11 protein-coding genes and 2 riboswitches are annotated in these 12534 nt (G+C 68.0%); of the genes, 7 read left to right on the top strand and 4 right to left on the bottom strand.

The genetic code is table 11. The features are described from left to right. The 7 genes from AC0KTM_RS10955 to gcvP all read left to right on the top strand — a co-directional run bounded on the left by AC0KTM_RS10955 (position 1) and on the right by gcvP (position 7435). Positions 1-837 carry a DUF881 domain-containing protein gene (locus tag AC0KTM_RS10955; RefSeq protein WP_225329231.1) on the top strand — a complete coding sequence of 279 codons (837 nt, stop codon included), beginning with the start codon at positions 1-3 and terminating at the stop codon, positions 835-837. Positions 838-865: 28 nt separating this feature from the next. Continuing rightward, positions 866-1264 carry a glycine cleavage system protein GcvH gene (gene gcvH, locus AC0KTM_RS10950; protein ID WP_225329232.1) on the top strand — a complete coding sequence of 133 codons (399 nt, stop codon included), beginning with the start codon at positions 866-868 and terminating at the stop codon, positions 1262-1264. Positions 1265-1502: 238 nt separating this feature from the next. Continuing rightward, the gene (gene garA, locus AC0KTM_RS10945) at positions 1503-1976 is read left to right on the top strand and encodes a glycogen accumulation regulator GarA (RefSeq protein WP_014382626.1); all 474 of its coding nucleotides are present in this window, start codon (positions 1503-1505) and stop codon (positions 1974-1976) included. Beyond that, positions 1976-2743: a transcriptional regulator FtsR gene (ftsR, locus tag AC0KTM_RS10940; RefSeq protein WP_225329233.1), complete on the top strand. Its 768-nt coding sequence runs from the start codon at positions 1976-1978 to the stop codon at positions 2741-2743. The genes garA and ftsR overlap by 1 nt, the downstream gene beginning before the upstream one ends. 111 nt (positions 2744-2854) lie before the next feature. Continuing rightward, the gene (locus tag AC0KTM_RS10935; RefSeq protein WP_008256980.1) at positions 2855-3349 is read left to right on the top strand and encodes a bifunctional nuclease family protein; all 495 of its coding nucleotides are present in this window, start codon (positions 2855-2857) and stop codon (positions 3347-3349) included. Positions 3350-3642: 293 nt separating this feature from the next. Next, on the top strand, positions 3643-4272 hold the full coding sequence (locus tag AC0KTM_RS10930) for a MerR family transcriptional regulator (protein WP_225329234.1): 630 nt from the start codon (positions 3643-3645) through the stop codon (positions 4270-4272). 61 nt (positions 4273-4333) lie between these two features. Continuing rightward, a riboswitch (glycine riboswitch) is annotated at positions 4334-4431 on the top strand. After that, positions 4432-4557, top strand: a riboswitch (glycine riboswitch). 52 nt (positions 4558-4609) lie between these two features. Then, complete coding sequence (gene gcvP, locus AC0KTM_RS10925) at positions 4610-7435, top strand: aminomethyl-transferring glycine dehydrogenase (protein WP_472415537.1); 2826 nt, start codon at positions 4610-4612, stop codon at positions 7433-7435. 19 nt (positions 7436-7454) lie between these two features. On the opposite strand, the gene AC0KTM_RS10920 is transcribed toward gcvP, so the two are convergent. The 4 genes from AC0KTM_RS10920 to AC0KTM_RS10905 form a co-directional block, all read right to left on the bottom strand. Further along, positions 7455-8099 carry a TetR/AcrR family transcriptional regulator gene (locus tag AC0KTM_RS10920; protein WP_472415536.1) on the bottom strand — a complete coding sequence of 215 codons (645 nt, stop codon included), beginning with the start codon at positions 8097-8099 and terminating at the stop codon, positions 7455-7457. Between the two features lie 109 nt (positions 8100-8208). After that, positions 8209-9192: an oxygenase MpaB family protein gene (locus AC0KTM_RS10915; RefSeq protein ID WP_472415535.1), complete on the bottom strand. Its 984-nt coding sequence runs from the start codon at positions 9190-9192 to the stop codon at positions 8209-8211. A gap of 31 nt (positions 9193-9223) precedes the next feature. After that, positions 9224-10114 (bottom strand): oxygenase MpaB family protein, encoded by an 891-nt coding sequence (locus AC0KTM_RS10910; protein ID WP_472415534.1) that lies wholly within the window; start codon positions 10112-10114, stop codon positions 9224-9226. Between the two features lie 250 nt (positions 10115-10364). Beyond that, complete coding sequence (locus tag AC0KTM_RS10905) at positions 10365-12473, bottom strand: substrate-binding domain-containing protein (RefSeq protein ID WP_225329239.1); 2109 nt, start codon at positions 12471-12473, stop codon at positions 10365-10367. Between the last annotated feature and the right edge of the window lie 61 nt (positions 12474-12534).

The raw sequence follows: 12534 nt of genomic DNA, 5'->3' as shown, positions 1-12534 counted from the left end.
GTGAGCCAGGATCCGGGAGATCGCGGCGCCGACGCGGCGCCGGATCCGGGCGCGCCGCGCGGACGTCACGAACTGCCCGGGAAACACCCCCGTCCCGAGATCGGGCCGCTGCGCCGGCGCGGATTGTCCGGCATGCTGCGCGGCGGCCGCTCCCGACTGGGTTTCGCGACGCTGGCCGTGCTGCTGTGTCTGCTTCTCGGCATCGCCATCGTCACCCAGGTCCGCCAGACCGAATCGGGCGATTCGCTGGACACGGCCCGGCCCGCGGACCTGTTGGTGCTGCTGGATTCGTTGCGGCAGCGCGAGGGCACCCTCCGCGGCGAGGTGAACGAGCTGGAGAACACGCTGAATTCACTGCAGGCGTCCGGCAACAACGACCAGGCCGCCATCCAGTCCGCCCAATCCAGGCTCGCGGCGCTGTCCATCCTGGTCGGCGCCGTGGGCGCCACCGGGCCCGGCGTCACCGTCACGATCGAGGACCCCGGGCCGGGGGTTTCCCCCGAGGCGATGCTCGACGTGATCAACGAGTTGCGTGCCGCCGGGGCCGAGGCGATCGAAATCAACGATGCGCACCAGTCCGTGCGGGTGGGCGTCGACACCTGGGTCGCCGGTGTGCCCGGGTCGCTGACCGTCGACTCCAAGACGCTGTCGCCCGCGTATTCGATTCTGGCGATTGGTGATCCGCCCACCCTGGCCGCGGCGATGAACATCCCCGGCGGCGCGCAGGACACGGTCAAACGCGTCGGTGCGCGGATGTCCGTCCAGCAGTCCGACCGGGTGGACGTGACCACCTTGCGGCAACCAAAACCGCACCAATACGCTCAGCCCGTCAAGTGAGCATTTTTCCGAACAGACAGGATCACTCGTGAGCGATATCCCGCCCGATCTGCACTACACCGCCGAACACGAGTGGGTTCGTCGAAGTGGTGATGACACCGTGCGGGTGGGCATCACCGACTTCGCGCAGTCGGCGTTGGGCGATGTCGTTTTCGTACAGCTGCCCGACGTGGGCGCCGAGCTGACCGCCGGTGAATCCTTCGGCGAGGTCGAATCCACGAAATCGGTGTCGGACTTGTACGCCCCGGTGTCGGGCAAAGTGTCGGCCGTCAACACCGACCTGGAAGGCAGCCCGCAACTGGTCAACTCCGATCCGTACGGGGCGGGCTGGTTGCTGGATGTGCAGGTATCCGACGTCGCCGCAGCGGAGTCCGCCATTTCTTCGTTGCTCGACGCGGAGGCCTACCGCGGAACGCTGACCGAATGACGGTTGCTAATGTCCCTGCAGCCCCGCACGGCCAGGCGAGCGGTGCAGCCGGCACACGGGGGGATCGCAGTTTCGGATCGTCAGGCGGTGGGCGCATTGCAGGCAGGTGCGCGGTACCGTCGACACATCTACCTTTTGAAGACCGGCAAACCGGGCAACACGACCTGGTGCGGAAGCCGGCCGAGCGGCCCGGACAGACAACGCCACAGCGGCCAGTGAGGAGCAGCGCGTGACGGACATGGACTCAGGAAGTCAGCAAGACCAGAATTCGGACGAAGTCACGGTAGAGACGACCTCGGTCTTTCGTGCCGACTTCCTCAACGAGCTCGACGCGCCCGCGCAAGCGGGCACGGAAAGCGCGGTATCCGGAGTCGAGGGACTCCCGGCGGGTTCGGCGCTGCTGGTCGTCAAACGGGGCCCCAATGCGGGATCGCGATTCCTGCTCGACCAGCCCACCACGTCGGCCGGCCGGCACCCCGACAGCGACATCTTCCTCGACGACGTGACCGTCAGCCGCCGGCACGCCGAATTCAGGTTGGAAAACAACGAATTCAGCGTGGTCGACGTTGGTAGTCTCAACGGCACTTACGTCAACCGTGAGCCCGTGGATTCCGCGGTGCTTGCCAACGGTGACGAAGTGCAGATCGGCAAGTTCCGCTTGGTGTTTCTGACCGGACCCAAGCAGGGTGAGGATGGAGGATCTTCAGGCTAGTGAGCGCACCCGATAGCTCGGCACTGGCCGGGATGTCGATCGGGGCGGTCCTGGAATTGTTGAGGCCGGACTTCCCCGATGTCACCATCTCCAAAATTCGCTTCTTGGAGGCCGAGGGGCTGGTGACGCCGCAACGGGCTGCGTCGGGGTATCGAAGGTTCACCGCGTACGACTGCGCGCGGTTGCGATTCATCCTTACCGCGCAGCGCGATCACTATTTGCCGCTGAAGGTCATCCGGGCGCAACTGGACGCCCAGCCCGACGGCGAGCTACCGCCTTTCAAAACCTCCTATGCCGTCCCGCGCCTGGTGTCGGTCACGGGAATCGGTGACACCGGGGACGGGGCGGACGGCAGCGTCGGACCCGGCTCCGACGCGTCGGCGGTGGCGCCCACGCACGTCCGGCTGAGCCGCGAAGAGCTGCTGGCGCGTGCGGGCGTGGATGACGACTTGCTGACCGCGTTACTCAAAGCCGGCGTCATCACCACCGGCCCCGCCGGTTTCTTCGACGAGCACGCCGTCGTCATCCTGCAGTGCGCGCGGGCGCTGTCGGATTACGGCGTCGAGCCGCGGCATCTGCGCGCATTCCGCTCGGCGGCCGACCGGCAGTCGGACCTGATCGCCCAAATCGCCGGTCCGGTAGTCAAAGCCGGCAAGGCCGGTGCCCGCGATCGCGCCGACGATTTGGCGCGTGAAGTTGCGGCGCTGGCTATCACGTTGCACACGTCGTTGATCAAATCCGCCGTTCGCGACGTTCTGGATCGCTGAGGACTAGACTTCGGTCGACAGCTTGGTTTCGGCGGTAGGGCGGATTTTTGGCCTCGCCGTCGCTGGAAGTACCAATCCAACCGGCGCCACGAATGCGGAGGACAGACACAAATGGGTGAGGTTCGTGTTGTCGGCATTCGCGTAGAGCAGCCGCAAAACCAGCCGGTGTTGTTGCTGCGCGAAACCGACGGTGACCGTTACCTGCCAATCTGGATCGGCCAGTCGGAGGCCGCCGCGATCGCCCTCGAGCAGCAGGGCGTCGAGCCGCCTCGTCCGTTGACGCACGATTTGATCAGGGATGTCATTGCCGCGCTTGGGCATTCGCTGAAAGAGGTGCGGATCGTCGATCTGCAGGAAGGCACTTTCTACGCCGACCTGGTGTTCGACCGCAACATCACCGTGTCGGCGCGCCCATCGGATTCGGTGGCGATAGCGCTGCGCGTCGGCGTCCCCATCTACGTCGAGGAGCCCGTGCTTGCCCAGGCCGGGCTGCTGATCCCCGACGAGACCGACGAAGAGGGCGGCACCGCCGTCCGCGAGGACGAGGTGGAGAAGTTCAAAGAATTTCTCGACAGCGTGTCTCCCGACGATTTCAAAGCCACCTAGCTCCTGCCCGGCCTTGCCACCAGCGTTTGCCACCAGCGTTTAGGAGAGGCGGGTGTCGCTGGACTAGCCTGGTGGGGACATCACGGATGCGTCTCAACTGGCAACGTGATGTCGACACGCTGGCGGATAGCCCGCCCAGTTGGCCCCGAGGCGGCCATACTTTGATCACGACTTCAGGCGCGGCGGCTCTAGGAAAGCGTAAGCTCACTAGCACTCGGGCCTGAGCAGACGTGGCTGCGGTGCAGCCAGAGACGCAGCTAACGACGAGAGCGCGATCGCGGAGAGGAACCACCGTGAGCGAGCAGCCACGCCAAGAGCAGCTCAACCTAGCTGAGCAGGAAAACGGCGCGAGTAACGACCGCAGCGTCACCGCGGCCAGCGCCCCCGTGCAGCCCGGACTTTTCCCGGACGACTCCGTGCCCGACGAACTGGTCGGCTACCGCGGTCCCAGCGCGTGCCAGATCGCCGGCATCACCTACCGGCAGCTGGACTACTGGGCGCGCACCTCGCTGGTCGTCCCGTCGATCCGCAGCGCGGCGGGCTCCGGAAGCCAGCGCCTCTACTCGTTCAAAGACATCCTGGTTCTCAAGATCGTCAAGCGGTTGCTCGACACCGGCATCTCGTTGCACAACATCCGCGTCGCGGTCGACCACCTGCGCCAGCGCGGGGTTCAGGACCTGGCCAACATCACCCTGTTCTCCGACGGCACCACCGTCTACGAGTGCACATCGGCCGAAGAGGTCGTCGACCTGCTCCAGGGCGGGCAGGGCGTGTTCGGCATCGCCGTGTCCGGCGCCATGCGGGAGCTGACCGGCGTCATCGCGGACTTCCCGGGCGAGCGGGCCGACGGCGGCGAGTCGATCGCCGAGCCGGAGGACGAGCTGGCGTCCCGGCGCAAGCACCGCGACCGCAAGATCGGCTGACGGCGCGCCCCGAGAGCGCGCAACTTCGCGCCCACGCGGCCGAGTAAACTGGGCCGCGCATCGTATTCGAGCGGGAGAGTTCCGTGACTGCCAGTCACGGGCGCCGAAGGAGCAACACCTCTCCGTCAACCTCTCAGGCACCCGGACCGCGCGAAACAATGATGCCTCTGGAAAGCGGTGAAGACCTGCGGGTCGACACCCGCCGATGGGGAAAGGCGCGCAGGACAAGCATCCGGCGCCGAATCTCTCAGGCGCCCGGCGAAGGGTGAAGACAGAGGGAGAGGACCGTTCGTCCTCTGCCTTGATCTGTCGTTGTCCGCCTACTCAGGAGTTTCCAGTGTCCGATCAATCCCCGTTCGCAGCTCGGCACATCGGCCCGGACAGCCAGGCCGTCGCGGCCATGCTCGCCGTCATCGGTGTCGACTCCCTCGACGAGCTGGCGTCCAAAGCCGTCCCGTCGGGCATCCTGGACAAACTCACCGACAACGGCGCGGCGCCCGGCCTCGACCGGCTGCCGGCACCCGCCACTGAAACCGAGGCGCTGGCCGAGCTGCGGGCCTTGGCCGACGCCAACACCGTGGCCGTGTCCATGATCGGTCAGGGCTACTACGACACGCTCACGCCCCCGGTGTTGCTGCGCAACATCTTGGAGAACCCGGCCTGGTACACGGCGTACACGCCGTATCAGCCGGAGATCAGCCAGGGCCGGCTCGAGGCGCTGCTGAATTTCCAGACGATGGTGGCCGACCTGACCGGCCTGGAGGTCGCCAATGCCTCCATGCTCGACGAGGGCACCGCCGCCGCCGAGGCCATGACGCTGATGCACCGCGCGGCCCGCGGCAAAACCAACCGGCTTGCCGTCGACGCCGACGTCTTCGCCCAGACCGCCGCCATCCTGGCCACCCGCGCCGCGCCTCTGGGCATCGAGATCGTCACCGCCGACCTGCGCGACGGACTGCCCGACGGCGACTTCTTCGGCGTCATCGCCCAGCTGCCCGGCGCGAGCGGCCGGGTCACCGACTGGGCGCCGCTGGTCGGGCAGGCGCACGACCGCGGCGCGCTGATCGCGATCGGCGCCGACCTGCTCGCGTGCACGCTGATCACGCCCCCGGGTGAGATCGGCGCCGACGTCGCGTTCGGCACCACCCAAAGATTCGGTGTGCCAATGGGATTCGGTGGACCGCACGCCGGCTACCTGGCGGTGCACGCCAACCACGCGCGCCAACTGCCGGGCCGGCTGGTGGGTGTGTCGCTGGACGCCGACGGTTCACCCGCCTACCGGCTGGCGCTGCAGACCCGCGAGCAGCACATCCGCCGCGACAAGGCGACCAGCAACATCTGCACCGCGCAGGTGCTGCTGGCGGTGATGGCCGCGATGTACGCCAGCTACCACGGCGCCGAGGGGCTGACCGCCATCGCGCGCCGCGTCCACGGTCACGCCGAGGCGATCGCCGCGGGCATCGGCGATGCGCTGGTGCACGACAAGTACTTCGACACCGTGCTGGCCCGCGTGCCGGGCCGCGCCGACGAGGTGATCGCCGCGGCGAAAGCCCACGGCATCAACCTGTGGCGCGTCGACGACGACCACGTGTCGGTGGCCTGCGACGAGGCCACCACCGACGAGCACGTCGCCGCGGTGTTGGAGGCGTTCGGCGTGCCGGCCGCCCAGCCGGTGTGCGCGGGCATCATCACCCGCACATCAGAGTTCCTGACCCATCCCGCCTTCACCCAGTACCGCACCGAGACGGCGATGATGCGCTACCTGCGCATGCTGGCCGACAAAGATATCGCCCTGGACCGCAGCATGATTCCGCTCGGCTCGTGCACCATGAAGCTCAACGCCGCCGCCGAGATGGAGCCGATCACCTGGCCGGAATTCGCCCGCCAGCATCCGTTCGCGCCGGCATCCGACACCTCGGGCCTGCGGCGGCTCATCGCCGACCTGGAGGCCTGGTTGGTGCACATCACCGGCTACGACGCCGTCTCGCTGCAACCCAACGCCGGATCGCAGGGCGAATACGCCGGCCTGCTGGCCATCCACGACTACCACGCCAGCCGCGGCGAACCGCACCGCGACATCTGCCTCATCCCGTCGAGCGCGCACGGCACCAACGCGGCGTCGGCGGCCCTGGCCGGGATGCGGGTCGTGGTGGTGGCCTGCCACTCCAACGGCGACGTGGACCTCGACGACCTGCGCGCCAAGGTCGCCGAGCACGGGGAGCGGCTGTCGACGCTGATGATCACCTACCCGTCCACCCACGGCGTCTACGAGCACGACATCGCCGAGATCTGCGCGGCCACCCACGACGCGGGGGGCCAGGTGTATGTGGACGGCGCCAACCTCAACGCGCTGGTCGGCCTGGCGCGGCCGGGGAAGTTCGGCGGTGACGTCAGCCACCTGAACCTGCACAAGACGTTCTGCATCCCGCACGGGGGCGGGGGCCCGGGGGTCGGGCCGGTGGCGGTGCGCTCGCACCTGGCGCCGTTCCTGCCGGGTCACCCGCACGCCCCCGAACTGCCCGAGGGGCATCCGGTGTCGTCGGCGCCCTACGGGTCCGCCTCGATCCTGCCGATCAGCTGGGCCTACATCCGGATGATGGGCGCCGAGGGCCTGCGCGCGGCGTCGCTGACCGCGATCACCTCGGCCAACTACATCGCCCGTCGCCTCGACGAGTACTTCCCGGTGCTCTACACCGGCGAGAACGGCATGGTGGCCCACGAATGCATCCTGGATCTGCGGGGCATCACCAAGGCCACCGGCGTGACCGTGGACGACGTCGCAAAACGCTTGGCGGACTACGGCTTTCACGCGCCCACGATGAGCTTCCCGGTGGCGGGCACGCTGATGGTGGAACCCACCGAGAGCGAGACCCTGACCGAAGTCGACGCCTTCTGCGAGGCCATGATCGCGATCCGCGGCGAGATCGACCGGGTGGGTGCGGGGGAGTGGTCGGTCGACGACAACCCGCTGCGGGGCGCCCCGCACACGGCCGAATGCCTGGTGATCGGCCAGTGGGACCATCCGTACACCCGGGAAGAGGCCGCCTACCCGCTGGGCAAGGACTTCCGGCCCAAGGTGTGGCCGCCGGTCCGCCGCATCGACGGCGCCTACGGCGACCGCAATCTGGTCTGCTCGTGCCCGCCCGTGGAGGCGTTCGCCTGACGATCGGGTCGGGGCGGGCTCACCCCGGCGTTCGCGCCGGGGCCTGTAACGCCAGCGGCACCAGGTACCGGCGGGCGAAATCGCGGGCCTCGTTCAGGTTGTAGACCGGGATGACGGACTTGGGCGTCTTGATCAGCGAAATGATCAGCCGGCCGATCATCTCCCCGAGGACCTCGGTGTCCAGGTCGGCGGCCAGTTCGCCACGCTCCTGCCAGCGGCGCAGCCACGTCGCGATGTAGCCGCGAGTCATGGCGATCAGGTTCTCGTCGGTCAGGTAGGCGGTCAACTCCCCGGCGGCGGGCGATTCGCGGATGCTTCGCGTCAGCAGCTTGGGGGCGGAGGCCTCGTGAACGAACGCGGCGAAGACTTCGGCGATCCCTTCTTCCGGTGATCCCGCGCGACCCGCGACCTCGGAAACCAGCGTGCTCAGCCGCAGCGATTCGTCCATGATGGTCAGCCGCACCAGGTTTCGCTTGTGCCGGAACCGGCGGTAGACGGTGGCGACGCCGACACCGGCGGTGTCGGCGATGTCTTGCATGGTGGTGTTGGAGAATCCGCGCTCGGTGAAGCAGGTGCGCGCGGCGGTGACGATCGAGCGGGCGGTCGGATCGAGGGCGGCCAGGCCGTCGGGCGGCGCGCCGAGCAGCATCGCGGGGTCTACCATCTGCCCTCCAGCCGATTGGGGTATCGCGGCAATTCTGCGCTCCCTCAGCCTATTCATCCGCATTCGCGCCGTTGCGGTGCGCTGCCATCGCTTCAGCGATCGCGCCGGATCAATTCCGGTCGGGCGCCGCGAAGGAGTCCAACAGCACGGAACGGTAGCGGTCCCGGAGCCGCTCGTATCGGTAACGGTTGTAGGCCAATGGTTCCAGCGTGAGCCGGCGCGGCAGCCATCGCCAGCCCATCTGCAACGCGGCGACGTAGACGACGAACTCGGCCTGCTCGCGGGCGCCCCACCGCACCCCGAGCAGCCGGCGCATCGTGGGATGGGCGACAGCGGCCGAGCAAACGACCACCGGACGCGATGCCAGCGTGGTCAGGACCGGCCAGACCAATTGCAGCACGGGCCGAATCTGCCGGGAAACCAACAACTTCGGGATCGGTGGGGCGACGAAGCTGCGATTGGCGAATTGCAGAAACTCGTTGTCCGCCAAGTCTTTTGCCGCGACTGCATCGTAATGCTCGAGCATGTCGTGCAAGGTCGCCGGCAGCTTCCCCTGCTTGCTGGGCAGCTCCAGGAACTGCAGTTCCGAGCGCAGCGTCTGATACACGACTTCCTTTTCGGCCAGGGTGAGGCGACGCCCGCACACTCGCAGATAACCCTGATACAAAAGGTTGAGACCACTCACGGCCACCCAGGTCCACACCTCGGGATTGAGCGCGCTGTAGCGGGTGTCGCTGAACGAGTCCATCCCCCTCCCGCGCACGTCGCGGTGCAACCGTTTGAGATCGGCCCGCGACGCCGGCACGTCCGAGCTGTCACCGAAGGCGGCGAGGGCGGTGAACGCGGCGCTGCGGATCCCACGGTCGGTGAAGTTGTCGGCAAAGCGTCCGCTGCGGTCCACTGCGGCCGCGATTTCGCGATGCGCCACCTGGTCGAGGGCCAGGCGGCCGAACGCCGCCGCCAACGGCGACCCCGCGAACCACCTGACATCGTCGGCCAACGCGCGATGCGCGGAATTCCATTCCGCTTCGGGGGGTACGAACGTCGCAGCGGAAGCGTTGCCGCGTCGCTCGATTCGGCTTGTCGTCGTCATACCGTTCCTCCTTGTGCGCGTCGGTCTGTCGTCACACGACGGTTGCCCCGATCCGGTGCCGCAGACGCATGTCCCACACCACCGCGTGCACGCCGAGGCGCGTCAAGAACCGCGGCGTGAACAGGTCCAGCACCCCGAAGACGCGTTGCCAGCGGTCGAATCGGCGTTGTTGCGCGTCCGACCAACGGAACCCGAGCTTTTCGCGCAGCTGCGGCGGCAGGTATCCCAGCGTCATGAAGAGATTCCATCCGCCGAACAGCGCCGGAATCGGGGCGGGCAGGAAATCCAGGCGCGCGATGCCGATCAGGTAGCTACGCATGCGATCGTCGAAGTCGAGCCGATCGAGTTGCTCCTGCCAGTACCGGTCGGCGGCCTGCCGGTCGGCAGGCCACATTTCAGGCGGCACCTGCAAGGTGGTGGCGAACACCGACGCCGCCTCGTGCACGGTTTCGGGGTCGCGCCGGGAACGGCCGCCCCGCAGCCTACGGGTGTCCTCGAAGACCGCGGCCATGCAGGAGGCAACCCAGAGCTGTAACTCCGGATCGAAGGCGTTGTAGCGCACCGGGCTTTGCGGGCCGGAGCGCACCTCGACGTGTGCGGCGTTGACGGCCTCCCGGTACACCCGACGATCCTGCGCGTTGCCGGCGATGGCCACGGCGATGTAGGTGAAGGTGGTGCGGGCCCGTTTGAACGGATGCTTGTACAGGTTGCCGCTGTCGACCTTGCTCTCCATCACGCCATAGGCCACACCGGAATTCGCCAGCTGCATCACCACATTCGCCGCGCCGTAGGCGGGGGACAGCCACGGCGACATCTCCTCGGCGAGAAACGACGTGTCGGCCGAATCCGTGTCCGCCCGCCGGGCGCGCCGCTCGATCCGGGCCTGCGGGTCCTCCGGATCGGTGGGCAGGGGGTGGGCCATGGTGCGCCTTCCTGGGTTGGCCAACAGCTCAACGAGATTCGGCGGTCTTTGCGGTGCGTCTTCCTAGATCAACGTTGATAGAAAGAACGGTTCGTTCTATCACGAGTGTGGCACAACCGGCCGCGATCGGATAGGTGGCGGCGGGAATTTCCGGGTTTTCCGCCGACGATGCCGTCGGGCTCGGGGGATCACGCCGGCGTATCCATCGCCGGCCGGCTGCGGCGCGCGATGGCGCCGGCCGCCCGCGTCGTCAGCTCAAGAAGGCGTTGATCGCCGTCGCGAGCTCGGGGGACGCCGATGTCGCGATGTTCTGATAGCTGCCGCCGCTGAGCTGGGCGACCGCTTCCCAGGTGGATCGGTCCGGATCGGCACCGAAGTTGATGACGTTCACCGCGATCGGCTTGGCCGGATCGGCGCTCTTGCGGATGAAATCCTGTAGCCCCGGGCCGTCCAGGGATTGGTCGGTGTGCGGCCCGGCGGTGATCACGAGAAGCGAATTGGCTTGGCCCGCACGGTAATTGGCCTGCATGTCTTGGTAGATCATGCGCAGCGTGGTGAATGACACCGCACCGCCACCCGACGAGTACTGCTTGTCCAGCGCGGCCGACAGAGCCGCCGAGCGCGGCTGCCCGTTAACGGTATCGGCCAGCGGCCCACTCGCCACCTCGGAGCGGCCCTCGTGACCGTCGAAAGTCCACAGGCCGACGACGGCGGTGGGGGGCAGGGCCTTGATCCTGTCCTGCAGCGCCGCGATGACGTTTGCCAGCCGGGACTTTGCGCCTTCCTGGCCGGGCATCGACTGGTCAAGCATGATGGTCGTGGCCTGTCCGGCCGACGGGGCGGCCATGGCCTCGGCAAGCGTGGCGCGCATCGGGTCATCGCCGATCGACAGCGTGGACGGCAGCGCCGGGAAGGCGGTCACCGGGCTGCTCGGGGTTTTGACCCCGTTGACCCGGAAGCCCGCCTTCGCCAGCTTCGCCAGCTGATCGGGCTTGTGCATGAAGCGGGAGAATTCGCTGGCCGCCGTGGCCTGTTCGCGGGTAAGCCACGAACCGCTGAGCAGCACGGTGGGGTAGTCGGCCACCGGCGCGGGCCCCGGCGGAAGCCAGGACGCCAGGGCGCTCTTGGCGTCCTGCAGCGATTGGCCGCGCTGGAACAGCTGCTGTTCGGTGGTGATCACCGCGTGCACCGGCGCGGTCGCCGCGTCGCCGGGCTTCAGCAGCGTGTTCATCGCCTCGGTCAGCGAGCTGTCGGCGAGTTTGGGTTGTGCGCTCAACAGGGTGCGCACCGCGCCGGTGCCCTGCGTCACCGGGGCGCCGGGCGGCACCGACGCGGCCGCCACCGCCTCACCGGCGAGAAACGATGCGTCCCCGTTGCCGCCCGTCGGCAGCGCCAGTCGCAGCGATCCCCAGGCGGGTAAGTTCAACGCGGCCAACGCATTCGGGTTGGTTTGCAGCCCGGGCAGTGCCGCCCAGTTCTGCTTGGCGAGGGCCGGTGCCAGTTCGGGGCGCACGGCAAGCACCACCGGGGAGCTGACCAGTGAATGGCTCTCGCTGATCGTCTTCTGAGCCGTGGCTCCCGCGAGCCGTGCGGCGGAGATCGAGCTGCCGGGGATCCACAGCGCCGGCTGGCCGCCCAGTTCGGCGGGCCACTTGCCGATGAAGCCGTTGAGCACGGCGTCGGAGTCGGCGGGTTTGACGTTGACCACCATGCAGCGGTCGCCGACCGGCCCCGCCGATTTGTTGTAGCTTTCCGCGAATTCCTGGACGGCCGTGGCGATCGACGGGTCCGCGACGACGGCGACGGTCTCTTGACCGCCCACGCAGCGGCCGGCCGCGTTGTGCGATCGCTTGGACAGCACGTCGCCGAAGAAGCTCCACAGGATCACCGACCCCACCACGACGACGACGGCGATCAGCGCGACGATCACACCGATGCTGACGCCCCGCCGCCCGCCCTCGCTCCGATGGCCGCCCCGCCAGTCGGTCAGCCCCCGATGCCCGCCCCGGAACAGCGACGGCGAGGCGGCCGGCGGCTCCGCACTCGACGGGGCGGGCTGCCGCGGCGGAAACTCCGGGTACTCGTCGGCCGTGCTGTCGGCGAACGCGTCGCCCGCGGCGTACGGCTCGTCGTCGGCGTAGGGCTCCTCGTCGTCGGCGTAGTGACGTTCGTCCGAGTAGTAATCCTCGTCCGCAAAGTCGTCGGCGTCCGAGTAGTAATCCTCGTCCGCCGCCTCGCCGGCGCCGGCATCCCGCCGCTGATGTCCTGCGTCGTCACCTCGGGACGGCTCGTCGACCGCGTCGTCGCGAGAAGGCTCGTCGAGGGAGTCGTCAGGGTCGGGCGCACTGTGCCTACCCATAGCAGTGCCCGCGGCCTTTCCGTCGATCCATCCGAATGAACTCGCCGCCGATCTTAGTCAT

The organism is Mycobacterium sp. NTMscope_Eco_3 (assembly GCF_976985685.1).
This window is presented reverse-complemented; position numbering and strand designations above follow the sequence as displayed.

What these genes read in the sequence shown, in the direction of transcription:
- garA (WP_014382626.1), top strand. Translation starts at nt 1,503, where the DNA reads ATGGACTCAGGAAGTCAGCAAGACCAGAATTCGGACGAAGTCACGGTA.
- AC0KTM_RS10935 (WP_008256980.1), top strand. Translation starts at nt 2,855, where the DNA reads ATGGGTGAGGTTCGTGTTGTCGGCATTCGCGTAGAGCAGCCGCAAAAC.
- AC0KTM_RS10920 (WP_472415536.1), bottom strand. Translation starts at nt 8,099, where the DNA reads ATGGTAGACCCCGCGATGCTGCTCGGCGCGCCGCCCGACGGCCTGGCC.
- AC0KTM_RS10915 (WP_472415535.1), bottom strand. Translation starts at nt 9,192, where the DNA reads ATGACGACGACAAGCCGAATCGAGCGACGCGGCAACGCTTCCGCTGCG.
- AC0KTM_RS10910 (WP_472415534.1), bottom strand. Translation starts at nt 10,114, where the DNA reads ATGGCCCACCCCCTGCCCACCGATCCGGAGGACCCGCAGGCCCGGATC.
- AC0KTM_RS10905 (WP_225329239.1), bottom strand. Translation starts at nt 12,473, where the DNA reads ATGGGTAGGCACAGTGCGCCCGACCCTGACGACTCCCTCGACGAGCCT.